Source organism: Enterobacter sp. FB (assembly GCF_000805795.1).
In the GTDB taxonomy this organism is placed as follows: Bacteria; Pseudomonadota; Gammaproteobacteria; order Enterobacterales; family Enterobacteriaceae; genus Enterobacter; species Enterobacter roggenkampii.
Genome location: NZ_JSZC01000015.1, coordinates 26,133 through 48,793 on the forward strand (window position 1 = coordinate 26,133; position 22,661 = coordinate 48,793).

Annotated in this window: 24 protein-coding genes and 5 pseudogenes; 13 read left to right on the top strand and 16 right to left on the bottom strand. The window is 49.2% G+C overall.

Annotation, left to right across the window (positions count from 1 at the left end):
• Positions 1–9: 9 nt before the first annotated feature.
• The 10 genes from PI91_RS20630 to PI91_RS20670 all read right to left on the bottom strand — a co-directional run bounded on the left by PI91_RS20630 (position 10) and on the right by PI91_RS20670 (position 7,243).
• Positions 10–708: a virB8 family protein gene (locus PI91_RS20630; RefSeq protein WP_000646594.1), complete on the bottom strand. Its 699-nt coding sequence runs from the start codon at positions 706–708 to the stop codon at positions 10–12.
• Entirely contained in the window at positions 698–856 is a 159-nt protein-coding gene (locus PI91_RS26655) for a hypothetical protein (protein WP_012561180.1), read from the bottom strand. Before PI91_RS26655 ends, PI91_RS20630 begins: the two co-directional genes overlap by 11 nt.
• Positions 857–926: 70 nt before the next feature.
• On the bottom strand, positions 927–1,967 hold the full coding sequence (locus PI91_RS20635; RefSeq protein WP_000886022.1) for a type IV secretion system protein: 1,041 nt from the start codon (positions 1,965–1,967) through the stop codon (positions 927–929).
• Positions 1,968–1,982: 15 nt separating this feature from the next.
• Positions 1,983–2,210, bottom strand: a complete 228-nt coding sequence (gene eexN, locus PI91_RS20640) for an IncN-type entry exclusion lipoprotein EexN (RefSeq protein ID WP_000734973.1) — start codon at positions 2,208–2,210, stop codon at positions 1,983–1,985.
• Between the two features lie 7 nt (positions 2,211–2,217).
• The gene (locus PI91_RS20645) at positions 2,218–2,931 is read right to left on the bottom strand and encodes a type IV secretion system protein (RefSeq protein WP_000749362.1); all 714 of its coding nucleotides are present in this window, start codon (positions 2,929–2,931) and stop codon (positions 2,218–2,220) included.
• 17 nt (positions 2,932–2,948) lie between these two features.
• The gene (locus tag PI91_RS20650; protein WP_001200711.1) at positions 2,949–5,549 is read right to left on the bottom strand and encodes a VirB4 family type IV secretion/conjugal transfer ATPase; all 2,601 of its coding nucleotides are present in this window, start codon (positions 5,547–5,549) and stop codon (positions 2,949–2,951) included.
• Entirely contained in the window at positions 5,549–5,866 is a 318-nt protein-coding gene (locus PI91_RS20655; RefSeq protein WP_000496058.1) for a VirB3 family type IV secretion system protein, read from the bottom strand. Before PI91_RS20655 ends, PI91_RS20650 begins: the two co-directional genes overlap by 1 nt.
• A 49-nt stretch (positions 5,867–5,915) precedes the next feature.
• On the bottom strand, positions 5,916–6,209 hold the full coding sequence (locus PI91_RS20660; RefSeq protein ID WP_000209137.1) for a TrbC/VirB2 family protein: 294 nt from the start codon (positions 6,207–6,209) through the stop codon (positions 5,916–5,918).
• Between the two features lie 9 nt (positions 6,210–6,218).
• A complete protein-coding gene (gene korA, locus PI91_RS20665; protein ID WP_000440698.1) occupies positions 6,219–6,500 on the bottom strand; it encodes a transcriptional repressor KorA in 282 nt (93 codons plus the stop codon).
• A gap of 8 nt (positions 6,501–6,508) precedes the next feature.
• Positions 6,509–7,243 (bottom strand): lytic transglycosylase domain-containing protein, encoded by a 735-nt coding sequence (locus tag PI91_RS20670; protein WP_000033783.1) that lies wholly within the window; start codon positions 7,241–7,243, stop codon positions 6,509–6,511.
• 112 nt (positions 7,244–7,355) lie between these two features.
• On the opposite strand from PI91_RS20670, the gene PI91_RS20675 reads away from it, so the two are divergent.
• The 6 genes from PI91_RS20675 (at position 7,356) to PI91_RS20700 (ending at position 9,576) form a co-directional block, all read left to right on the top strand.
• Positions 7,356–7,661 carry an H-NS family nucleoid-associated regulatory protein gene (locus tag PI91_RS20675; protein WP_000960954.1) on the top strand — a complete coding sequence of 102 codons (306 nt, stop codon included), beginning with the start codon at positions 7,356–7,358 and terminating at the stop codon, positions 7,659–7,661.
• Between the two features lie 15 nt (positions 7,662–7,676).
• Positions 7,677–8,054, top strand: coding sequence for a hypothetical protein (locus PI91_RS20680; protein WP_000504251.1), 378 nt, complete (start codon positions 7,677–7,679; stop codon positions 8,052–8,054).
• On the top strand, positions 8,017–8,331 hold the full coding sequence (locus PI91_RS20685) for a TrbM/KikA/MpfK family conjugal transfer protein (RefSeq protein ID WP_000734776.1): 315 nt from the start codon (positions 8,017–8,019) through the stop codon (positions 8,329–8,331). The genes PI91_RS20680 and PI91_RS20685 overlap by 38 nt, the downstream gene beginning before the upstream one ends.
• 113 nt (positions 8,332–8,444) lie before the next feature.
• Positions 8,445–8,678 carry a hypothetical protein gene (locus tag PI91_RS20690; RefSeq protein ID WP_001191790.1) on the top strand — a complete coding sequence of 78 codons (234 nt, stop codon included), beginning with the start codon at positions 8,445–8,447 and terminating at the stop codon, positions 8,676–8,678.
• A 55-nt stretch (positions 8,679–8,733) separates the two neighbouring features.
• Positions 8,734–9,378 (top strand): restriction endonuclease, encoded by a 645-nt coding sequence (locus PI91_RS20695; protein WP_113771515.1) that lies wholly within the window; start codon positions 8,734–8,736, stop codon positions 9,376–9,378.
• Positions 9,379–9,576, top strand: coding sequence for a hypothetical protein (locus PI91_RS20700; RefSeq protein WP_000844102.1), 198 nt, complete (start codon positions 9,379–9,381; stop codon positions 9,574–9,576).
• Between the two features lie 200 nt (positions 9,577–9,776).
• Here the strand turns inward: PI91_RS20700 and PI91_RS20705 are convergent, their stop codons facing one another.
• Together PI91_RS20705 and PI91_RS25380 are read right to left on the bottom strand one after the other, a co-directional pair.
• Positions 9,777–10,637, bottom strand: coding sequence for a broad-spectrum class A beta-lactamase TEM-1 (locus PI91_RS20705; protein WP_000027057.1), 861 nt, complete (start codon positions 10,635–10,637; stop codon positions 9,777–9,779).
• Positions 10,638–10,813: 176 nt separating this feature from the next.
• Positions 10,814–11,149 (bottom strand): annotated as a pseudogene (locus PI91_RS25380) (IS30 family transposase); the annotation flags it as partial.
• A 60-nt stretch (positions 11,150–11,209) separates the two neighbouring features.
• Between PI91_RS25380 and PI91_RS20710 the strand changes: the two are divergent.
• From PI91_RS20710 to PI91_RS20720, 3 genes and pseudogenes are all read left to right on the top strand, one after another.
• Positions 11,210–11,914 (top strand): IS6-like element IS26 family transposase, encoded by a 705-nt coding sequence (locus tag PI91_RS20710; RefSeq protein WP_001067855.1) that lies wholly within the window; start codon positions 11,210–11,212, stop codon positions 11,912–11,914.
• 54 nt (positions 11,915–11,968) lie between these two features.
• Positions 11,969–12,739 (top strand): annotated as a pseudogene (locus PI91_RS20715) (ISKra4-like element ISKpn19 family transposase); the annotation flags it as partial.
• A 32-nt stretch (positions 12,740–12,771) separates the two neighbouring features.
• A pseudogene (locus PI91_RS20720) lies at positions 12,772–13,200 on the top strand (recombinase family protein); the annotation flags it as partial.
• A gap of 318 nt (positions 13,201–13,518) precedes the next feature.
• Here the strand turns inward: PI91_RS20720 and PI91_RS20725 are convergent.
• Entirely contained in the window at positions 13,519–14,175 is a 657-nt protein-coding gene (locus PI91_RS20725; RefSeq protein WP_001516695.1) for a quinolone resistance pentapeptide repeat protein QnrS1, read from the bottom strand.
• Between the two features lie 394 nt (positions 14,176–14,569).
• Here PI91_RS20725 and PI91_RS20740 point away from each other — a divergent pair.
• Positions 14,570–15,585: pseudogene (locus PI91_RS20740) on the top strand (IS3 family transposase); the annotation flags it as partial.
• A 42-nt stretch (positions 15,586–15,627) separates the two neighbouring features.
• On the opposite strand, the gene PI91_RS20745 reads toward PI91_RS20740, so the two are convergent.
• Positions 15,628–18,633 carry a Tn3-like element Tn3 family transposase gene (locus tag PI91_RS20745; RefSeq protein WP_001143760.1) on the bottom strand — a complete coding sequence of 1,002 codons (3,006 nt, stop codon included), beginning with the start codon at positions 18,631–18,633 and terminating at the stop codon, positions 15,628–15,630.
• A 163-nt stretch (positions 18,634–18,796) separates the two neighbouring features.
• On the opposite strand from PI91_RS20745, the gene PI91_RS20750 reads away from it, so the two are divergent.
• Together PI91_RS20750 and PI91_RS20755 are read left to right on the top strand one after the other, a co-directional pair.
• The gene (locus PI91_RS20750; RefSeq protein ID WP_001235713.1) at positions 18,797–19,354 is read left to right on the top strand and encodes a recombinase family protein; all 558 of its coding nucleotides are present in this window, start codon (positions 18,797–18,799) and stop codon (positions 19,352–19,354) included.
• A 103-nt stretch (positions 19,355–19,457) separates the two neighbouring features.
• Positions 19,458–20,120, top strand: a pseudogene (locus tag PI91_RS20755) (IS30-like element ISApl1 family transposase); the annotation flags it as partial.
• 39 nt (positions 20,121–20,159) lie between these two features.
• Here the strand turns inward: PI91_RS20755 and PI91_RS20760 are convergent.
• Positions 20,160–20,864, bottom strand: a complete 705-nt coding sequence (locus tag PI91_RS20760) for an IS6-like element IS26 family transposase (protein ID WP_001067855.1) — start codon at positions 20,862–20,864, stop codon at positions 20,160–20,162.
• Between the two features lie 355 nt (positions 20,865–21,219).
• Here PI91_RS20760 and PI91_RS20765 point away from each other — a divergent pair, with 355 nt between their 5' ends.
• Positions 21,220–21,816, top strand: coding sequence for a recombinase family protein (locus PI91_RS20765; RefSeq protein ID WP_000583524.1), 597 nt, complete (start codon positions 21,220–21,222; stop codon positions 21,814–21,816).
• A 713-nt stretch (positions 21,817–22,529) separates the two neighbouring features.
• On the opposite strand, the gene PI91_RS26660 is transcribed toward PI91_RS20765, so the two are convergent.
• A complete protein-coding gene (locus tag PI91_RS26660; protein ID WP_006789970.1) occupies positions 22,530–22,658 on the bottom strand; it encodes a hypothetical protein in 129 nt (42 codons plus the stop codon).
• Positions 22,659–22,661 lie beyond the last annotated feature (3 nt).

Below are 22,661 nucleotides of genomic sequence, written 5' to 3' on the forward strand. Positions count from 1 at the left end.
GGGCAGCCCTCAGTTAACTTCCGGGTTGACGCGATAACTCGTCACGCGGAAACCCAGCGGGTTGACATAACGCTGCTCAGCATTCATCGCCAGCGATTTATATTCATACCCCATAATGGCAATCCAGCGCTGCGGCTGATCATCAACGGGATTGCTGCGCACGCGGCGAACCGTAGTAAAGCGTATTGTTGCTACGCCGTGCGGTTTATCGAGGATCACAGAGTTAATCTTCACGCGGGTCGTTTCACTGTCGCCCAGAACCTTATCAAGACCATTGCGGCCCTTGAACTTGCTCTGGTAAGACTCTGCCACGTTCGGCGTGGACATTAAGCCAACGGCCGTATAGTCGACCTGAACTGAATAGAAGTCATAGCTCTCACGGTGAATGACATATTGTGTCAGCCAGAACTTATCAATTTCGTCACCATAAGAGGTCTGGTCGCGGGTCAGCTTGACCTGCTGTACTTCGTGAGTGGCCTCGTTGAGCGTTAGCAGATGTGCGGGGATTGGCTGGCTGTACTTATGCACTACGTAACCAACTAAAGAGAGTGCAAAAACAGTTACCACCGCTGAACCGGTGGCAACCATCCAGGCGGTACGCCGGGACTTCAGCACTTCATCCATCAGATCAACTTCAAGCCCTTTACGGCTTTCGTTGAACTCTTTAATGGCTTCACGTGTAAGCCCTGTTTTTTTATTAGCTTTCATTTGCACCACCTTGCGTATCAACCGGGATTGTTTTGTTTACTGGAACGGTGTTGCTCCAGTCCGGCTCCGGTGGCGGTTTATGCCCGCTGGAACAGGCGCTAATCAGAAGAACTCCCATAAGCAATAAGCTGCGCATTACGGCATCCATTATCGGTTGTTGAACGTACCAATTATAATAAGTCGTCGAAATTGCAATTTCAACGACTTTTGTTTTAATTTTATGCAGCCTTCTTCCCGCGACTGCCCCTTGCCTTACCACTTAAATTAGAACCACTGCTTCCTCCGCTGTTGCTGCCACTTCCTCCACCTGCCGATTGCTGGCCGCCGCCGGTATTACCGCCCCGGAACGCATTACCGCCAAACATGCCATGACTACCCATGTTGCCAAGCGCCTGCATTGAAGAACCGGTAGAACGTGCAGCATCTGCGACACCGGCACTGATACCGCTACCCCAGCTCTGGGCGACCTGCGGGATCTGAAACAGAACAAAGATAGAGATAATGGTCAGCAGCAGCGCGGCCATAGAGCCAGTGATAGATGAATAGGCCGCATCGGAGTTCATCGAGGACAGAAGGTTGTCGAACATCTGCATGATGAAACCAAACACGAGAGCCAGCACGACAACGACCAGCCCGTAGTTGATTACCGATCCAAGCCAGCGCGCGAAGATGTTTTTTGTTGGCCCCCACAGCAGGCAGAAAATGGCAATCGGGCCGAAACAAAGCGTAACGGCAAGAAGGATTTTCGCCATGATCACAAAGCCCGCACCGAGGCCACCCAGCACAACGGTAGCAACCAACATAATTCCGCCAATGGCATATGCGGCCAGACCGCTTGACGAAAATACATCTGCCGCATCCCACGCTGTATTTACAATCCTGACGCCTTTTTCAATACCGCTATCAATGATCGCCGGTACGCCGCTGGCTTCGACTTTATCAGGGGAAGATAAGATGCCAGCAAAATCATCTGGCATGTGAAGCGCCACATTAACCAAATCCTGCTGAAACCAGCCGCCTGCCGTCGCAAAGCTCAGGATAAGGGCTATAGATAGATACTCTTTAATCAGCGAGCTTAGGCTGTCGCCTGCCCCCGGATTAAACATCGAGTACAAGCCCTGCATCATCAGCTTTATGGTCAGGCAGGTTGCCACCAGAGGCGTAACGTCAGAGATAATGGTGGCAACGTTGGCGCTCACCATTGACGTAATCGCCCCGTCTACTTTTGCGAAAATGTCTTGTACCAGGGTGAATGCCATATTGCCTCCTTACTCTTAAATTTTCGGTGAGTTAATTTCACCGTCCTCTTTACCGTGAACAAACAGCTGGCGATCAGCCTCACGCGCGTTTTTGCAGTCTGGCTTCTGGAGTTCATCAGCATTCTTCTTGCACTCCTCGATCGTTGCCTTGCGCTCTTTGTCATGCTTTTTGTACCAATCAACGTCATGCGAAGCGTCGCAGGCCACCAGGAAGAAAGGGATAAGCAGCAGTAGTTTTTTCATAATTTCCTCAGTTAATTGAAGGTGACGCGGTAACGTCCCCACCGGTTCCAAAAACAAAATTACGGGTCGCACGATCCTTCTGTGCGCGCAAAAGTTTGTCCTGCGATTGCTGTAACATATTCATCAAATTCAGCTTCGCCTGCTCACCCTGTATAGCGCCTTGTGACGTCTGGATACGTGCTTGCAGGTCGGCAATGGATTTCAGGTCTGGCGTCGATTTAATCTGCTCCGTCAGCGCCTGCATATCGCTCAGCTCTTGCATCTGGTTGTTGTAGGCTTTTTCGGCCATCACACGGTCGTAAGCACCTTTTTCCGCCAGCTTTTTGTTCATATAGGCGATTGCTTCGCTGGGCGTCATGTCGTCAACCTCAGCATTAAACTGGCCCATCATGCTGTTAACAGAAGGCGTGACCGACGAACTGGAGTTCATCGCGTCGCTGTACACCTCTTTCCAGTTGTCAGGCAGGTTATTCGCCAGCGTATTGGTTGACGTCCCCAGCAGATCGCCCAGGTTGGTTGTTTTAGCCATCGACTCATACATATTTTTCTGCGTCTCCAGCTGGCTTTTAAGCTGCTCCAGCTGTTGAGCCATTTGTTCAAGCTGTTCACCCTGTTTAATCAGCTCGGTGGGGTTGGATACGATGATGCCAGCGGAGGCGCTTTGCGCGCCCCCAAGAATCAAGCCGGTGGTCAGCAGCACTGCCGTAAGTGATTTTTTCATGGAGTTTTGCCTCGTTGTTAAGCCGTCAGGCGCCAGTATTCTTTGAGCCATACTTCAGGGTCATTACCGAGCCGTTCAACCAGCTCATGCGCAATTTCGGCGTTTTGTGGTTCACCGGACAACACGCTAAGTACGTTGTCCATTGTCTTAATATCTGCATCAATATCGTCGCTGTTGCGAGGGTAGAGATTGAAAGAAGCAATCGCAGACTGTTGCCCTTGTTTAACCAGGAACTGTCTGGAGTGTTCGGTAATCGACATCAGCGCGTCGTATTCAGCATCAGTAAGGAAGGCATAATCCTCTCGGATAGCTTCCGGATCGCGCAGGCAGATTTTTGTGACGGTCTGCGACATGATCGTGCGGCCAATACGGCTGGACAGCGCATCGTTCGGCTCCTGCGTGGCAAACACATAGATAGCGTCTTTCTTACGGTCAGTTTTGATACCACGCTTAACTTCACGCTCGATAACCGGATCGTCAAGGTAGGCGTGGAACTCGTCAAAGCACTGAATGACGCGGCGTTTGCCGTCGATGGAGTCACGTACCCGGTACAGAAGGTACATCATGAGCGGAGTACGGGCCGGGCTGGATACTTCCTCTTTGGCTGCGATAAACTCGGATAAATCGAAGCCAAAAATATCATTCGCGCTGAGATCCAGGCTGTCTTTATCATTGTCAAACAGCCAGCCATACTGGCCTTCGCGCGTCCATTCGCGCAGCAGCCCTTTCAGTGATACGCCATTTTCCACAACTTCATTCACGTACCCGTCCAGGATCGTAACGGTGCGCGCCTCGCGTGGAATAAGTGAGCCTTCCCCCATAACCGCATCAACGCCTTCAGCCAGTTCGGTAGCCATCGTTGCGCTGATAGGCCCGTTATTGGTGGTTTCCACACAAATGCGGAACAGGTTTTTAATGAGGGCAATATTGCGTTTGGTCGGTTCAATCTGAAGCGGGGCAAACCCGGACGGCATACCCTGTTGCAGAACTTTATAGTAGCCACCAACGCTTCGAATGAACGGCTCCATACCGCGGTCACGGTCATAAACAAAAAGTCGCGGGTTGTACTTCATTGACTGCGCCAGCAGGAAGTTAAGCAGCGTGGTTTTACCTTCCCCCGACATACCCGTTATTAACGCATGGCCCAGTGGGCGTTTACCGTAGGAAAGTTCTTCAAGCGGGGTCACATGGAAATTAAAATAGAGTGGCGTACCGCTGATCGTGCGGAACATGGTCAGCGCTGGCCCCCACGGGTTATTGTCAGGCTTGCCACGCATAAAATTGTGGAACGGGCTGAAGTGCAGGAAGTTCCATGAGTTTATCGGAACCGGGCGCGGCGCCCATTTCTGGTTGCCAGGCAGTCTCGCATAATATGCAGCCTCAGAGGCCAGGCTGAGAGTCCCACCAACCACGCCACAGCCGGTTAGCATAACCTTCACACGACGCGCTTTGCGCTGTACCGCGTTTTGGTCATTATCCCAGACATGCACGGTTCCATGATGGTAGCCCATCACGAACTCTCTGGACGTCAGCATATCGAGCGCGGTACCAAGCTGTGCCAGCTGGCTTTGCGCACGGTCGCGCGTTTCCTGCAAAGATTTTTCCTGATGCGTCAGAAACGTTTTAGCTGAAGATTCAGAGAGGCAAGAAAAACTCTGCGTCAGAAGGTATTCAAAATCGGCTTCTTTAAGCATGTTAAGCTGGCCTGGCTCTGTATCTTCTTCGTATTCACGAAATTCAATGCCGGTGGTATAGAAGTTGTGATCTACCGTTCTGATCTGGACAACATCCCCCCACAGGGAGCTAACAGGGCGGTTGTCCATGATGTACTCACGGATACGATCACGGCAAACAGGCACGATGGCCCATTCCATATTTGCGAGGAAATAAAGGAACTCCAGCGCTTTTGAATAAGCGTGAGCCTGCGAAGGTTCAGGCTCGTTGCGTTCGATAACAATGGCTTCGTCAAAAATGTCTGATTCATCGACTTCAGCAAGTTCTTCACGTTCTTTTTTATCAGGCGCAGGAATTTCAACACCGCGTTTGTCACGATAATAGATACCCAACTGCTGAATGCCATACGGCTTCATTGCTTCCAGGATTTGTTCAGAAATATCTTCCAGACCTTCAAGCGCCTCATTCTGCATTTGCTGAATTTCGTCACGAGTCGGCTTTTCAAATTTCGCCAGAAACTTCTGTGTTTTATCCCCTACCTGTTTGTAAATAACGGTCAGATAAAGGTCATTAATCAGCTGCTTGGAATCACCGTGCAACTTACGGTTATATTGATCAATATAAGCAGGGAAAAAATGGTCATACTCACCATCCGGGTACTCTTTAGCCTCATGGTGATATTCATGCGTCCACAGCTCTACATGGTCTGTTCCGAAGCTCTTGACCAGCGTATTAAGGTCTTTATGCCAGGTGACCAGTTCCCGATCTGATGCGCAGTCATGTGTGCGGCCATCCAGCTTGAAAAAAGCCATCAGATCGCCGTTTTCCATCGAAATCACGTAATCATTGAGGTGATAAGAATAGGGCAAATACTTTTTATTTACTGATGGCTCCTTACGGTAGGCATCAATTTTTTTTGGCTTCGTAGCGGTGGCAGCTCTCATTATTTTAAACCCTTACGTTTGTAGTCAACAGAGGAATAAGACGATCCTCCCCACTGCTTAAACGGAGAATCAAACCAATTACTGAATTTGGTTTTCAACCACAGGCCCATAATTCGAAACATGCGGTCGTCATATTTTGTTAATGCAGCTGAAGGAATCCACAAAAAGACGAACACCAGGATCGCCCACATATGAATAATCATAAAAAGCGAGGCAGAAATCATGAATATCATCATAGCTACATTACGTGGTACACCCAGCGCGCGAGGTAAGCGAGTCGCACCTTTGAAAAGCGGTCTTTTCCCGTCAACGAACATCTTTGTAGTCCTCACTTTGGGGGACAAAAGTCCCCCCTTTTCGCGTTGTTCAGCTTCCTACGCCCGTCAGGGAAACCAGATATGATGCAGAACCAATACCAATCAGAGAGATTACGATACGAGGAATAAAGCTGGCTGGGATTACGTGAAGCATCCACATAAAGCAACTAACCATGATCGCAATAGCACAACCAATTGGAATCCATGTGCTCAACCACGTCTGGATTGATGTAGCGGTTGATTCACCAGTATCGGTGCCAGCGGCCAGCGCAATTTGCGGCAGGGCAATGGACAAAACGCCCATAACTACCGCAGGGCCATACTTCTTAAACAACGTGGTCATACTTTCTCCTTACTCACTATCTTCTGTTGATTGCAGATTTAACCGGCATTCTTCAACGCCACACTTATCTTTCAAAAACTCTGCCAGTAGCCTTAAATCAGCCCAGGTTCGTAGCTCATGCTCTTTGTTAACCCGAATGGAACATGCGATCTGGCCCAGCTGTTCATCGTCTATCTGAAAAACGGGATACCACTTCTTTAATGAAACCCGTTCTATCGTTACCTCCTTCACTTTTCCTGCTTCAAATAACTCCAGGATCTGTGATTGCAATACAAGATACAAACGTTCCATTCATAACCTCATTCCCCCTTCGCTGTTTCCTGTCTGGTTAAAAAGGCATCCGTATTATTTCGGCTGAAGGCATCGCCATCACCAGAACCAAAAACATCTTGTTCACCGTCATACTGCGGCGCCGTACTTTTTGCCTGCTGAGGCTCATTCGCGGTGCTGTCCTCACTGGTCTGGCCGTCAGGTAGCAGCGTAGGGATTTTCAAATCAGTTGATTGACGCGCCACGTTGATAACTTTCGTGACATACCCGTTAGAAATCCCGTTTGTGAGTGAGCCGGTGTTGTAGCAGGAAAGCGCGTGTCTCAGCGCAACCTGCCCGGCTGGGTAGGATTTCAGGGCGCTATCATAACAGGCTTTAAGAATGGTCTGGCTCGCCCGCAGGTTGATGCAGGGTTTGAAAATATCGTCAACCGAAAGACCCAGGCCCACTAAATTATTTGAGTTAATTTGTGCAAGGCCCATATCAAAACTTTTATTATCCTTCAGCAGAACTTTCGCAACGCTGACGGCCTCAGCTTCAGTACGCGGTTGCTGTTTTAACTGAATACTACCGTTAATATTGATCCTGTACGGTCCATTTGAGGACTCATGGCCGACGATGTACGCCATCGTTAAGGGTGAAACATCAGGCGCACATCTCTGCGCAAGCCTGGCAACTTCATCGGAGGCAGGCGCAGCACTGGCACGGCCAGCACAAGCAAGGCAGGCCAGAGCGAGAACCAGGAGTTTTGGATGTTTACTCATTTATGTTTCACCGCGTAATTGTAATTTCGACGACTTTTGTTTATGATAAGGGCTAATGAGATCGTGTCAAGAAGAAACGAAAAGAAAACCGCTGAAGGAAGGAAGGAAGGTGATGCTGGTTCCCCTGAAATCAGAAAAACGACCAAAAGGCGAACCCGTGTATCGTGACCCGGATAACCCTTTTAATACGTGGACTGGTATAGGGAAGCGCCCGGCCTGGCTAACTGCAAAATTGGACGCTGGCATTAGCCTGGAAGCCATGAAGATGCAGGGCGTAGCCAACCCCAGAGAACATAGACCAGCAAAATACCGCGACCCCAGGAACGCAGAAAATACCTGGTCCGGGACTGGCCGCCGACCCACATGGCTCAAAGAGCTGCTTGATAGTGGTTTATCACTTGATGATCTGAAGATATAACCGGAGGGTATAAAAATGGGCGAACTTATTGATTTTGCGGAAAGGCAAAAAAGCAGAAGGAAGAAAAAAGCATCTTCCATTCCGCCCATTTTTAGAAAATTTCGTGTCCATGCGATCAGGTTACTCGCCAGCATCATCAAATCCGGCTCTTATTCAGTTGCTTATATCGTTAAAAAAATTACAGGAAAGTTAATCAAGTTTTACACAATTTTAACGATTTTCATTTTTGTTGTCGAATATATTGCAGGCGATATAGGTTACAAATCCATTTATAACGCAGCGTTATTATTAATATTACTTACCTTTATCAACATTCTGGCGAGTGTATATCTGAACAAACTGTTAAGGACAAAAAATGAAGAAACTCTTAATACCTCTGATAGCAGCTGGTAGTCTGCTTTATCTTCCTGCCAGCCATGCTGAAGATCCCTGCAAAGTTATTATGTGCATGGCGGGCAAGCTCACCGGCGATAGCGGCGGAAGCGAGTGTAACAGTGCTGAAGCTGCTTTCTTCAATATCGTTAAAAAGAACAAGCACGGCTTTTTACCCAACCACACGAAGGATGCTAGGAAGGCTTTTCTTAATGAATGCCCGGATAATGGCGAAGGTGGAAGTAACCAGTCGATGATAAGCCAGATCATAAGTAAATACGGGAAAGTTCGCTTATAGGCGAACCAGGAATAATCTCAATTTAAGGAGCCAACGTGAAAAAAATAATATTAAGTGCATTAGCCTGTACAGCTCTCTTAACTGGTTGCGTCAGCCAGGATAAAGGTAATGCGATGCAGAGCCAGCTGAATAACCAGCAACGCCAGATTAACGAATTATCCGTTCGTTTGCAGTCTGCGGAGTCCCGGCTATCAAAGCAGGAAGAAAAGCTGCGCAACGAACTGCTGCAATCCAGCGGCTATTGCTATCTGAATGGCGCCCGCTACTCGACCGGCACCGTACTTTACGGGCGGATTTGCCAGAATCAGTCAGGCAGCGCTTCGTGGCAGGTATACAGCCGTCGCTAAACATCAGGGCGGTTTAACCGCCCTTTTCTTTACCCTCAGAAAGCCCACTATAACCATGATCCCCTTCCCCACTACAGAAAACCTTATTCTATGGGCTTGCAGCGCCATCGTACTGCTTGCCGTTGTATTCTTCCGGCGTTCAGTACGGCACAGGCGACACAAAAGGAAGCAGCAAAGTGCGCGGCGGGTGCTGGAGCGCATAAAGACGTTGCCGGGCTTCCCACAAAAAATTAACTACCTGAGAAAAATTGATCCTTTTGTGTTTGAAGAACTGTTGCTGGAAGGATTTGAAGCGCATGGCTTCAGAACCATCAGAAACAAACGCTATACCGGCGATGGAGGCATTGACGGCCAGGTAATAATAGGAAAATATCGCTATCTTATTCAGGCTAAACGCTATCGCGGCCATATTGCTTTACAGCACGTACAGGAGTTCGAGAAGTTGCTTAAACGTCATAACTGTCGCGGTCTGTTTTGCCATACCGGGAAAACCGGCGCAGGTTCAAAATCTGTCAGTATTGCCAGTGAACGGATGGAGATTATCAGCGGCCAGCGCCTGATAGATTTGCTCACGCCCGGTAGCTCCTTCACTATCGCAACCGCCCCGCAGACGATGATGAAGCGTACCGCAGCAACGCTAGAAACGAGCACCATTGTTAAAGATGCCGGTAAAGAAATCGATACCATGAGAGTTAATTAAATGAAGTCAGTAACTATAGAAGCAAAAACATTTGCTGAAATGTTAGGAATAACAGAAGGTGAGTTAATCTTTGCCATTAAGAAAACTGGCACATTCAAAAACAAGACAATCCCACAACCTCATGAGCCACATAAATCAAATAATAGATTTTTATATTCAGACGTAATGAGGTTTATAGAATCACTAAAAGACAAATAGAACCGGTAAGGCACTGTTGCAAAGTTAGCGATGAGGCAGCCTTTTGTCTTATTGGGGTCTGACGCTCAGTGGAACGAAAACTCACGTTAAGGGATTTTGGTCATGAGATTATCAAAAAGGATCTTCACCTAGATCCTTTTAAATTAAAAATGAAGTTTTAAATCAATCTAAAGTATATATGAGTAAACTTGGTCTGACAGTTACCAATGCTTAATCAGTGAGGCACCTATCTCAGCGATCTGTCTATTTCGTTCATCCATAGTTGCCTGACTCCCCGTCGTGTAGATAACTACGATACGGGAGGGCTTACCATCTGGCCCCAGTGCTGCAATGATACCGCGAGACCCACGCTCACCGGCTCCAGATTTATCAGCAATAAACCAGCCAGCCGGAAGGGCCGAGCGCAGAAGTGGTCCTGCAACTTTATCCGCCTCCATCCAGTCTATTAATTGTTGCCGGGAAGCTAGAGTAAGTAGTTCGCCAGTTAATAGTTTGCGCAACGTTGTTGCCATTGCTGCAGGCATCGTGGTGTCACGCTCGTCGTTTGGTATGGCTTCATTCAGCTCCGGTTCCCAACGATCAAGGCGAGTTACATGATCCCCCATGTTGTGCAAAAAAGCGGTTAGCTCCTTCGGTCCTCCGATCGTTGTCAGAAGTAAGTTGGCAGCAGTGTTATCACTCATGGTTATGGCAGCACTGCATAATTCTCTTACTGTCATGCCATCCGTAAGATGCTTTTCTGTGACTGGTGAGTACTCAACCAAGTCATTCTGAGAATAGTGTATGCGGCGACCGAGTTGCTCTTGCCCGGCGTCAACACGGGATAATACCGCACCACATAGCAGAACTTTAAAAGTGCTCATCATTGGAAAACGTTCTTCGGGGCGAAAACTCTCAAGGATCTTACCGCTGTTGAGATCCAGTTCGATGTAACCCACTCGTGCACCCAACTGATCTTCAGCATCTTTTACTTTCACCAGCGTTTCTGGGTGAGCAAAAACAGGAAGGCAAAATGCCGCAAAAAAGGGAATAAGGGCGACACGAAAATGTTGAATACTCATACTCTTCCTTTTTCAATATTATTGAAGCATTTACCAGGGTTATTGTCTCATGAGCGGATACATATTTGAATGTATTTAGAAAAATAAACAAATAGGGGTTCCGCGCACATTTCCCCGAAAAGTGCCACCTGACGTCTAAGAAACCATTATTATCATGACATTAACCTCTTGAATTGTCAAACCAAGTGCAACGATTTTTTGAAGTAAACTTCATAAGGTGTTTTCCAACCTAAACATTTACGTGGTCGTAAATTCAGTTTATTGATCACCTGTTGAATATCAACTTCGCTCCACTGATTGATGTCTTGGTGCTTCGGAAAGTATTCACGAAGTAACCCATTTGTATTTTCATTCGTTCCCCGTGTCCACGGTTGATGCGGCTCGGGGAAGTAAAATTCTACACCCAGTGCTTCTGTTACCAAACGATGTTGGGCAAATTCTTTACCACGGTCTGGCGTAATTGACCGCAATATATGTGAATCCAGCAATTCAATCATGGCTTTTTGGACGGCACTGTTGCAAATAGTCGGTGGTGATAAACTTATCATCCCCTTTTGCTGATGGAGCTGCACATGAACCCATTCAAAGGCCGGCATTTTCAGCGTGACATCATTCTGTGGGCCGTACGCTGGTACTGCAAATACGGCATCAGTTACCGTGAGCTGCAGGAGATGCTGGCTGAACGCGGAGTGAATGTCGATCACTCCACGATTTACCGCTGGGTTCAGCGTTATGCGCCTGAAATGGAAAAACGGCTGCGCTGGTACTGGCGTAACCCTTCCGATCTTTGCCCGTGGCACATGGATGAAACCTACGTGAAGGTCAATGGCCGCTGGGCGTATCTGTACCGGGCCGTCGACAGCCGGGGCCGCACTGTCGATTTTTATCTCTCCTCCCGTCGTAACAGCAAAGCTGCATACCGGTTTCTGGGTAAAATCCTCAACAACGTGAAGAAGTGGCAGATCCCGCGATTCATCAACACGGATAAAGCGCCCGCCTATGGTCGCGCGCTTGCTCTGCTCAAACGCGAAGGCCGGTGCCCGTCTGACGTTGAACACCGACAGATTAAGTACCGGAACAACGTGATTGAATGCGATCATGGCAAACTGAAACGGATAATCGGCGCCACGCTGGGATTTAAATCCATGAAGACGGCTTACGCCACCATCAAAGGTATTGAGGTGATGCGTGCACTACGCAAAGGCCAGGCCTCAGCATTTTATTATGGTGATCCCCTGGGCGAAATGCGCCTGGTAAGCAGAGTTTTTGAAATGTAAGGCCTTTGAATAAGACAAAAGGCTGCCTCATCGCTAACTTTGCAACAGTGCCGTTATGTTCGCGATCGGGATGACAAAAAGCGTAATTTTGAAATTATTGCCGGGAAGTCTTTTTCCGTTGGTGCGCCTGCTGACACCCGCCGCTTCGGTTTTGTTCAGAAGGATGACTGTCATCCGGAACGCAGGCTCATGACCCACCTTTCAGCGCAGGGAATGCAGGCCAACCAGCAGATATTTTTTCTGTCCGACGGCGCGGATAATCTCAGGGACCTCCAGTTCGGTATGTACCCTGAGTCAACGCATGTGCTGGACTGGTTTCATATCACCATGAGGCTGAAGGTGCTCATGCAATATGCCCGGGGACTGCTGGTATCAGATCCAGAGGCGGGGAGTAAAGTTCTGGCACTGCTGGAAAGCATTAAACGATATCTCTGGCATGGCAATGTTGTCGCTGCGCTGGAACATATTGATAATTGCGTTATGTATTGCGATGACCCTGAACTCAGCTATCCTAGCCTGAAATCCCTGCAAAAACATCTGGATGAAATGTATACCTACATCCGGAATAATAAGATGATGATCCCAAACTACGGCGAAATGCGTCGGTACGGAGAGCCGGTATCAACCGCGTTTGTGGAATCCACGATCAATGAAGTGATCGCCAGACGAATGGCCAAAAAGCAGCAGATGCAGTGGAGCAGAAAAGGGGCTCATTATTTGTTACAGACCCGGACCGCCGTTTTGAATAACGAACTGCAGGATAAATTTGTCTGCTGGTATCCGGGTTTTCAAAGTGACGGGAAGGGACCAGCGATGGCAGCATAGCTCACGCTGCCCCAATATTTTTTATGCTCTCGGTCGTATGGAAGCTGGACCGCCTCGGTCGTGATCTTCGTCATCTCATTAATACAGTGCACGACCTGACCGCGAGGGGGACCGGTCTGAAAGTGCTGACCGGTCACGGGGCGACTATCGACACAACAACGGCCGCTGGCAAGCTTGTCTTCGGTATCTTTGCCGCACTGGCGGAGTTTGAGCGCGAACTGATTGCTGAAAGAACGACTGCAGGTCTGGCATCAGCAAGAGCCCGTGGGCGGAACGGCGGCCGACCTTATAAAATGACGCCAGTCAAACTGCGACTGGCAATGGCATCAATGGGACAATCAGAAACAAAGGTCAGTACGCTATGCCAGGAACTTGGGATAACCCGGCAAACTTTGTACAGGCATATTTCCCCTGTTGGTCAACTGCGGGCGGACGGGATCAAGCTGCTCAACCGTGGATAATTTGAACGGACGGAAAAATCTGGGGTTCCGGCGTAGTACCCCTATCACCTCCACATTTTTGCAACAGTGCCTTATAAATGGCAGCCTTATGTTTACTTGCCAAGATGGGCTACCATATGATGTTTTATACTGAGCAATATTAATATTATCTTTAATGGAAAAATTAAGCCCACTAAGTGACCCACTGCTATATGGCTCTATTGTGAAGACGCCTGAGGGTAAAAATTTATACATGGTTGTCCCTATGTCTATTATTGCAAGGTTGACAATATTATTCGTTTTATAAATTTGAGCGTTTAAAATCACACATCAAAGCAATTAGTCAGGATAAACAACAATACCCAGTGCTTCGAGAATCAGTTCTTGCTGCCAGGCTGCAATTTTGATACCTGATGTATCGACTTTGCGGGGATCTAAACCGTCGAGTTCGGCGTGGCATAAATTGGCACCCTGTAGGCTAAATTGCCCCCAGACATCTTCGGAAAAAACACCTCGACTTAAGTCTGACTCTTTCAGTGATGCACCCGCTAGGTTCGTTCCTATCCAGCGATTTTCAAACAACTCACATTTTTCTAAACAAACCCTCTCCATATTGGCATAGGAAAGATTACATCCAGAAATAAATGCTGAGCAAAAGTACATACGATTACTCACTTGATGGGCAAAGTTTGTTCGGGAAAAGTTGGCACCTTTTAAATCACACGCACGGAACTCTATACCGTAGCAATTGGCATTACTGAAGTTTGCCATCGCAAGTTGGCATTGTTGGAAACTTGCATCACGAAGATCTGCGACATCAAAGTGGCAGCCTTCGATATCACCCTGTTCAATGAACTTGCAGTTGACGAATGTCGTATCACGCAAGTTAGCACGTCGAAAGTCGCTGCGAATGAATGTGCAAGCGGTGAAGGTGAGATCACTTAAGTCTTTATGTGAAAAGTTGTGGTGCCGATATGTATGATTGTAGGTTTCCATGAGTACTCCTTGTTGAAAGGAGGGCTAGACTACCATTATACATATGCCAAGACATTAAAATAAAAGCCTGTTACATCAACACATTACAACCCCTCAATTTACCTGTTTTAAGTGGTCAAATTGGCGCGTAGAGCGCCTATCGCTCTTGCATTGGCACGCGGCCCTGTTGAAAAAAGTTATTCGCTTTAGATAGGGTTAGGAGAGCCGTGCTTCGCCGGTAAAAAATCGGACTATCCGACGCAGGGCGGACTCATCGGCGGAGAAGCAAACTTTGACTATATCTCCCTACACTTGGAAGAGGGCTAGACTGGCCCCATAGATCACCAGACACTTCGACTCTCTTAAAATAAGAGGTAGTCTTGGAACTATGTTTAATACCAGTCAGAACGATAAGATGGTTGAAGTGTTATCAGGACCTGAGCGGCGTCGGCGTCGTACACCGCAGGAAAAAATTGCCATTATTCAGCAGACTATGGAGCCCGGTATGACCGTGTCTCATGTCGCGCGCCTGCATGGCATCAATGCAAACCAGATATTCAAATGGCGCAAGCAATATTAAGACGGTTCACTGACGGCTGTTGCATCGGGCGAGGAAGTGGTGCCGGCCTCCGAACTCGCTGCCGCCAATAAGCAAATTCGCGAACTCCAGCGCCTTCTGGGCAAAAAGACGATGGAAGCCGAGATACTCAAAGAGGCCGTGGAGTTCGGCCGGGCAAAAAAATGGATTGCGCATGCGCCCTCGTTGCCTGGGAACGACGAATAAGCGACGTTTGCAGAAGTCTTAGCGTGTCGCGTGCGCAGTTGAGCATTCGGGTTCACCGGCCATCTGACTGACAGGATCGCAGACGGCAGCCCCGTTCTGACGATACCACCGTATTGTCCCGGATAAACATGGCGGTGGCTGACCTGCCGACGTATGGTTATCGCCGTGTGTGGGCGCTGCTGCGACGGGAGTCGGAGCGGGACGGCCTGCCTGTGGTTAATGCAAAGCGGGTGTATCGCATTATGAGAACGCATAATCTGCTTCTTGAACGTAAACCCGCTGATCCTTGCCGTAAGCGGGCCCATAAGGGGCGCGTAGCAGTAGCGGAAAGTAACCGGCGCTGGTGCTCAGATGGCTTTGAGTTCCGCTGTGATAATGGCGAAAAGCTGCGGGTGACCTTCGCGCAGGACTGCTGCGACAGGGAGATCATTGACTGGGCAGCGAGCACCGGAGGCTATGACAAAGAAACGGTGCAGGATGTCATGCTGGGTGCGGTGGAAAAACGCTTCGGAAGGCAGTTGCCAACAGTGCCGGCGTTCGCCCGGTTGCTGGGACTGGAGCCTTGTACGACAGCAGTGCGAAGCCCGGAAAGCAATGGCATAGCAGAAAGCTTCGTGATGACGATAAAACGGGACTACATCAGCATCAGGATTTTAGGGGTCTGACGCTCAGTGGAACGAAAACTCACGTTAAGCAACGTTTTCTGCCTCTGACGCCTCTTTTAATGGTCTCAGATGTCCTTTGGTCACCAGTTCTGCCAGCGTGAAGGAATAATGGCCGAGCATATTGATATGTCCGTGGCAAAGCGGGGAGAGGCGTGCGATATCTTCATCATTCAGTGTTTCACCCTGCGCCCGGAGATGATCCAGGGCTGCCTGCATATAAATAGTGTTCCATAACACGACGGCGTTAGTGACCAGCCCCAGTGTGCCCAGTTGATCTTCCTGACCGTCGGTATATCGTTTTCTTATCTCACCTTTTTGACCGTGACAGATGGCTCTGGCAACGGCATGGCGACTTTCTCCCCGATTAAGCTGGGTCAGAATGCGCCGGCGGTAATCTTCATCATCAATATAATTAAGCAGATACAGCGTTTTGTTGATGCGCCCCACTTCAATGATTGCCTGAGTCAGTCCGGAAGGACGTTCACTTTTCAGCAATGAACGGACCAGCACTGAAACCTGTACTTTGCCCAGCTTCAGGGAGCCAGCGGTCCGGATCATTTCGTCCCACTGAAGGACTATTTTTCGGGGATCTGATTGCCCTCTGGCAATATCATTCAGCACGCCATAGTCGGCATCATGGTCCATTCGCCAGAAAACCGAAGCACCGGCATCAGCCAGGCGTGGAGAAAACTGGTATCCCAGCAGCCAGAAAAGGCCAAAGACAAGTTCGCTGGCACCTGCTGTATCGGTCATAATTTCGGTTGGATTCAGCCCGGTCTCCTGTTCCAGAAGACCTTCCAGCACAAAGATAGAGTCCCTCAGCGTCCCCGGTATAACGATGCCATGAAAGCCGGAATACTGATCGGACACAAAGTTGTACCAGGTGATCCCTCTGTTATTACCAAAGTATTTGCGGTTCGGTCCGGCATTGATTGTTCTGACTGGCGTAACAAAGCGCATTCCATCTGCAGATGCCACTTCTCCTCCACCCCATATCTGTGCCAGTGGCAGCGTTGCCTGAAAATCAACCAGTCTGGCATTAGCGCTGGTGATAGTTTCAGCCCGCAGATAGTTCGCTTTTGTCCAGTTCAGCCGGTGTCGGGTCAGTGCAGGAACATTTGATCTGATCAGTGGTTCCAGACCGATATTGCAGGCTTCAGCCATCAGCACGGCGCTGATGCTGACGGGCAGATCATCAACTCTGGCACTGGCTTCACTAGCATGGAAAAACTCATCAGCAAATCCGGTATGGGCGTTAATTTCGAGCAGCAACTCCGTTAAATCCACCGGAGGGAGTAGATCACTGATCATTTTGCTCAGTCGTTTCAGACTGTCCGGCTCATCAAGACTGGCGAGGGGAGAAATTGTCAACCGGGGCTTCGGGCCAGAAACATCGAGTTCGACAGCCTCATTTTCGCAAAGACGTGCAGCAACCTGTCTGTAACGACTATCAAGCTGATGACCCAGAGATTTTATTGCTTCCTGCGGGTCTGTCGGGTGCCCCAAAGAACGATAAACCTTAATCCGGTTTGCCTGCCAGTCAGCACCCTGTAGTAATCTTGCACGAGGATCTCCCCACCGGTTACTGCCGGTAACGTAGACATCCCTCCGCCTCAGACTATCCTGCAGTTTACTGAGAAAGCAGAGCGTGTATCCCCTGCGGGTGATATGTTTTTCCTTGTTAATCACCAGCCGTTTCCATGACCGACTGATAATTTCCGTTGGTGCGTCGTCAAAAAACTGCCGCCGTGAGCTGAACTCCCGGCTGAGGTAGTCACAGGCATTCAGAGTGGTAACCCCGGCAGGTGCGGATGAAAATTTAACGGTATTCAGCAGATGGGGCAGGAAACGACGAACGCGCCCGTACTGCTCCACCATTTCTTCATGAAAATTATCGTCTGAGGGCCGGGCAATTTCACGGACAAGCGTGATGATTTCAGCCAGCTTTTGCCTTGGGATGTAGCTGAACACCTCAGCACGAATCGATTCGTCCGGTGTTTCTTCTTTCAGCAGGTACGAACATGCGCTGGCGAGCGCCAATGCAGATTTATCCAGATCCTTCAGCGAGCGGAGCCGTTTTTTCTGCCCAATCTTTCTGGCGTCACGGATGATAACGGCCAGCATGGCGTCCAGAACGTCCAATGCATCATCCAGCGCCAGCGTTTCCCATGCAAGGACAAAGGCAACCAGAACCGCCATCCTTTTCTGCGGTGACATCCTGGCAATATTGAACACCGAAGTCATACCAGCATAACGTGCGAGATTTTTCAGGCGCACAGCCGGGAGTGTACTCAGGTTTTCAGCATGCAGGCCAAAATCGTTCAGAGTTTTCCAGCGTTCAATTGCTTCATTAAACGCCGGACCACTGATGGTCACAGGGCCCTTTTTCAGTGATTCCAGTAAAGACAGGCGGCTGCAATCAGTTGGCCCCAGCAGCATCTCCAGCTGTGAACGCTGTTCGGCTGACGGTATCAGTGCCAGTTTGTTCCACAGGCGCAACGTCGCCTTTTCCCTTACCTCTGAAATCAACCGGGTCAGCGTAGTGGCTCCGGGGAGAATAATACGATGTTGCATAAGCCACCCTGTCGCCAGATCGAAAAGCAGGCCAGGACGTTCGTTGCTTATCCAGCTCCGGGTATATAAAAGACGGGTAAGGCGAAATGTCCAGGGCCAGGCAAATTCACGATACTGATAGTGCTGACGTATCAGCGCTGCATGCTCACGGCGGGTATTTTCCCTCTGACCGTATTCTGCAAGAACGGTGATATCACGAATCCCGAGCTGTCTGGCGGTAAAATGCCGGACGCCGGAAGGAATATGATTCATATCGGTGAGGAAGGTGCCCAGAAAACGGACACATCCAATTTGCAGGGCAATGCCCAGACGGTTGTGATCACCTCTGCTTTTTCCGATAAATTCCTTGTCTGCTTCATCAAGGTGAAAATATCGTGCCAGCTGAAGCTCATCCGGTTCACCGGTGAATCTGCCATAGCTTTCAGTCTGCTCAGTGGTCAGAAAGTCAACGGGCATATCGGCCTCCCTGCCTGACGGGCATTTAGTAACATTTTTCCAACCGTACGAAATGTTATAAATTATCGGACATCGTAAAACTGTTACATTAATATGTCTATTAAATCGTAAATTTGTAATAATAGACATGAGTTGTCCGATATTCGATTTAAGGTACATTTTTATGCGACTTTTTGGTTACGCTCGGGTCTCAACCAGTCAGCAGTCTCTTGATCTTCAGGTCAGAGCACTCAAAGACGCAGGTGTGAAAGCAAACCGTATATTTACCGATAAGGCATCCGGCAGTTCAACAGACCGGGAAGGGCTGGATTTGCTGAGGATGAAGGTGGAGGAAGGTGATGTCATTCTGGTTAAGAAGCTCGACCGTCTTGGCCGCGACACTGCCGATATGATCCAACTGATAAAGGAATTTGACGCTCAGGGCGTGGCAGTCCGGTTCATTGATGACGGGATCAGTACCGACGGTGATATGGGGCAAATGGTGGTCACCATCCTGTCGGCTGTGGCACAGGCTGAACGCCGGAGGATCCTAGAACGCACGAATGAGGGCCGACAGGAAGCAAAGCTGAAAGGAATCAAATTTGGCCGCAGGCGTACCGTGGACAGGAACGTCGTGCTGACGCTTCATCAGAAGGGCACTGGTGCAACGGAAATTGCTCATCAGCTCAGTATTGCCCGCTCCACGGTTTATAAAATTCTTGAAGACGAAAGGGCCTCGTGATACGCCTATTTTTATAGGCTGAATTTACAATCCAAGTGCAACAAAAAAAGAAGTACTCATCAACTAGAATATAATTTTGTTTCCACACAAAAACCATTTCCAAATGATGAGTACTTCCTACCGACATCTTACAATAAACGAGCGAGAAAAGATAATGATTTTACTCGCACAGGGCAAAAAACAAGCAGAAATTGCCAAAGCACTGGGACGTAGCTCCAGCACCATTTCTCGCGAGCTGAAACGACACGCTCTAGAAAGCTACAGTGCAACGAACGCACAAAACAGCTATTTGAAGCATCGTCAAAATAGCAAAGCACAGCGCAAATTAGAGCAGCCTGAATATTTCAATTTGGTGCAAGAAAAGTTTCTGACAGAAAACTGGTCGCCCGAACAAATCAGCGCACGATTAAAATTGGAAAAATCTGAATTATCCATTAGTTATTCAACCATTTATCGTGGTATTTATTCAGGGTTGTTTGATATAAGCGAACGCAAAGCCAGTCGCAAACTGCGCCACAAAGGCAAAACACGGCATACAAAAAATCATCATGAAAAACGTGGCAAAATTCAGATATCCAACCATTTGAACGACCGTCCCATTTCGGCGCAAAATCGCAGTCGCTTTGGACATTGGGAAGCCGATACCGTACTGGGTAAAGCGGGTGGAGCTTGTTTGCTGACGCTGACGGAACGCAAAAGTCGTTTTGAGTTGGTGAAGAAAATTCCTGCCAAAAAAGCCGAAGCAGTCCAAAAGGCACTGTTGCAAAGTTAGCGATGAGGCAGCCTTTTGTCTTATTCAAAGGCCTTACATTTCAAAAACTCTGCTTACCAGGCGCATTTCGCCCAGGGGATCACCATAATAAAATGCTGAGGCCTGGCCTTTGCGTAGTGCACGCATCACCTCAATACCTTTGATGGTGGCGTAAGCCGTCTTCATGGATTTAAATCCCAGCGTGGCGCCGATTATCCGTTTCAGTTTGCCATGATCGCATTCAATCACGTTGTTCCGGTACTTAATCTGTCGGTGTTCAACGTCAGACGGGCACCGGCCTTCGCGTTTGAGCAGAGCAAGCGCGCGACCATAGGCGGGCGCTTTATCCGTGTTGATGAATCGCGGGATCTGCCACTTCTTCACGTTGTTGAGGATTTTACCCAGAAACCGGTATGCAGCTTTGCTGTTACGACGGGAGGAGAGATAAAAATCGACAGTGCGGCCCCGGCTGTCGACGGCCCGGTACAGATACGCCCAGCGGCCATTGACCTTCACGTAGGTTTCATCCATGTGCCACGGGCAAAGATCGGAAGGGTTACGCCAGTACCAGCGCAGCCGTTTTTCCATTTCAGGCGCATAACGCTGAACCCAGCGGTAAATCGTGGAGTGATCGACATTCACTCCGCGTTCAGCCAGCATCTCCTGCAGCTCACGGTAACTGATGCCGTATTTGCAGTACCAGCGTACGGCCCACAGAATGATGTCACGCTGAAAATGCCGGCCTTTGAATGGGTTCATGTGCAGCTCCATCAGCAAAAGGGGATGATAAGTTTATCACCACCGACTATTTGCAACAGTGCCGTAATTCTCACATGCGATCTCGAGTAGCCAGTTGTGGAAAACCGACATAAACATCCCCTGTTACCCTGAAACTCTACTCACCATTTTTTCATAATTATATACAAACAGCCAGAAAGGCTGTTACAGGCGATTTGATCTGCAACCTATTGGTTAAATTAATGTATCAAAAACGATGGTTTCTGTGACACATCCCTATAAGCAGTTGCCTATACAATAAAACGCTCTCCGGCTGTAACAAAACCCGTTACAGTATCAATACAACAAAAACGATGTAACAAAATAGGGTGGCAAAATGATAATCGGCTATGCGCGTAAATCGACACATCTTCAGGATGTAACGCATCAGGTTGATGAACTGACAAAAGCGGGTTGCGAGCAAATCTATCATGAACAGATCTCACGCGGCGGCACTAAACGCGCCAAAAATGGTGCCCCGGAACTGGAGAACTGTCTGAAGGCATTGCGCGAAGGTGATACCCTGGTTGTTTGGGCGCTTGATCGGCTCGGCGGTTCATTGAGCCAGGTGATTACGTTGCTTGACGACCTGAAAAAGCGCGGAATCACCTTTATAGCCATCAAAGACAGAATAGATACTAGCGCTCCTGTTATCGGGGAAATCTATACTCATCTGATGGCTATATTCTCTAACTTTGAACGCAACCGCAATATTGAACGAACGAGATCTGGACTCGCAGCTGCTCGCGCAAGGGGCCGTGTAGGGGGAAGAAAACCGTCACTTTCGGAAGATGATATTAAGCAAATGAAAATTCTGCTTGCTGATCCTGAAATGACAGTAGGAGCTGTTGCGAAGCGCTTCAATGTTTCTCGCATGACTATTTATCGCTACACGACAAAAGGCAACCATTCAGAGAAAATAAATGATGAATAACATTCTAGCCTGATGACTCCGGTTAGGTTGGGTTCGTCGAATGCGATGTGCCGCCATATGCCCGTCAGGGCATGGAAGGCGACCGCGCCGGACTCCACCGGACACCGGCCGCAAATCGCCGGAAACTGCGGACTGACCGGAGCAACAGGCCAACCCCCTCCCTGCTAAGCCATAACCCAGCCCGCCGCCACGCAGCTGCCGCACGTCCTCCACGGGGTGCGCAGTGGCGCCGCGCGCCTGCGCGCGGGTACGGCGGCCCGCCTGCGGTCGCGGCGCCGTACTGCGAGTTAGCGGCCGCCGCGCGGCCGGTTACGGGGACACCGCACCGTCACGGCCAGCGCCCCACTGAGCTGCACAATCCACAAATAACACAAAGGTATAATTAAAGTTATGGAAATCCGCCCACCTTGCCGGGCGCCGGTGCTGTGTGGAAATCCGCCCACCTTGCCGGGCGCCGGTGCTGTGTGGAAATCCGCCACCTTGCCGGGCGCCGGTGCCGTGTGGAAATCCGCCCACCTTGCCGGGCGCCGGTGCCGTGTGGAAATCCACCCACCTTGCGCGGGCGCCGGTGCCGTGTGGGAATCCGCCCACCTTGCCGGGCGTCGGTGCCGTGTGGGAATCCGCCACCTTGCCGGGCGCCGGTGCTGTGTGGAAATTCGCCCATCTTCATGACAAAATTTTGCAAATGACAGGCTCATGTGTCTGATTTATGTTCAGACGGGATTTTGCTTATCAATTATTGAGAACAGAAATTTTCCTGAATCATCAATACTATACTTAGCAAGTAAAGGTGTTTTCTCATTTATCTGCTTGAGAGCAGGATCAAGGAAAGATCGTTTCAACTC

Coding starts and splice junctions, on each gene's coding strand:
- PI91_RS20630 (WP_000646594.1), bottom strand. CDS start 708: ATGAAAGCTAATAAAAAAACAGGGCTTACACGTGAAGCCATTAAAGAG.
- PI91_RS26655 (WP_012561180.1), bottom strand. CDS start 856: ATGGATGCCGTAATGCGCAGCTTATTGCTTATGGGAGTTCTTCTGATT.
- PI91_RS20635 (WP_000886022.1), bottom strand. CDS start 1,967: ATGGCATTCACCCTGGTACAAGACATTTTCGCAAAAGTAGACGGGGCG.
- eexN (WP_000734973.1), bottom strand. CDS start 2,210: ATGAAAAAACTACTGCTGCTTATCCCTTTCTTCCTGGTGGCCTGCGAC.
- PI91_RS20645 (WP_000749362.1), bottom strand. CDS start 2,931: ATGAAAAAATCACTTACGGCAGTGCTGCTGACCACCGGCTTGATTCTT.
- PI91_RS20650 (WP_001200711.1), bottom strand. CDS start 5,549: ATGAGAGCTGCCACCGCTACGAAGCCAAAAAAAATTGATGCCTACCGT.
- PI91_RS20655 (WP_000496058.1), bottom strand. CDS start 5,866: ATGTTCGTTGACGGGAAAAGACCGCTTTTCAAAGGTGCGACTCGCTTA.
- PI91_RS20660 (WP_000209137.1), bottom strand. CDS start 6,209: ATGACCACGTTGTTTAAGAAGTATGGCCCTGCGGTAGTTATGGGCGTT.
- korA (WP_000440698.1), bottom strand. CDS start 6,500: ATGGAACGTTTGTATCTTGTATTGCAATCACAGATCCTGGAGTTATTT.
- PI91_RS20670 (WP_000033783.1), bottom strand. CDS start 7,243: ATGAGTAAACATCCAAAACTCCTGGTTCTCGCTCTGGCCTGCCTTGCT.
- PI91_RS20675 (WP_000960954.1), top strand. CDS start 7,356: ATGCTGGTTCCCCTGAAATCAGAAAAACGACCAAAAGGCGAACCCGTG.
- PI91_RS20680 (WP_000504251.1), top strand. CDS start 7,677: ATGGGCGAACTTATTGATTTTGCGGAAAGGCAAAAAAGCAGAAGGAAG.
- PI91_RS20685 (WP_000734776.1), top strand. CDS start 8,017: ATGAAGAAACTCTTAATACCTCTGATAGCAGCTGGTAGTCTGCTTTAT.
- PI91_RS20690 (WP_001191790.1), top strand. CDS start 8,445: ATGCAGAGCCAGCTGAATAACCAGCAACGCCAGATTAACGAATTATCC.
- PI91_RS20695 (WP_113771515.1), top strand. CDS start 8,734: ATGATCCCCTTCCCCACTACAGAAAACCTTATTCTATGGGCTTGCAGC.
- PI91_RS20700 (WP_000844102.1), top strand. CDS start 9,379: ATGAAGTCAGTAACTATAGAAGCAAAAACATTTGCTGAAATGTTAGGA.
- PI91_RS20705 (WP_000027057.1), bottom strand. CDS start 10,637: ATGAGTATTCAACATTTTCGTGTCGCCCTTATTCCCTTTTTTGCGGCA.
- PI91_RS20710 (WP_001067855.1), top strand. CDS start 11,210: ATGAACCCATTCAAAGGCCGGCATTTTCAGCGTGACATCATTCTGTGG.
- PI91_RS20725 (WP_001516695.1), bottom strand. CDS start 14,175: ATGGAAACCTACAATCATACATATCGGCACCACAACTTTTCACATAAA.
- PI91_RS20745 (WP_001143760.1), bottom strand. CDS start 18,633: ATGCCCGTTGACTTTCTGACCACTGAGCAGACTGAAAGCTATGGCAGA.
- PI91_RS20750 (WP_001235713.1), top strand. CDS start 18,797: ATGCGACTTTTTGGTTACGCTCGGGTCTCAACCAGTCAGCAGTCTCTT.
- PI91_RS20760 (WP_001067855.1), bottom strand. CDS start 20,864: ATGAACCCATTCAAAGGCCGGCATTTTCAGCGTGACATCATTCTGTGG.
- PI91_RS20765 (WP_000583524.1), top strand. CDS start 21,220: ATGATAATCGGCTATGCGCGTAAATCGACACATCTTCAGGATGTAACG.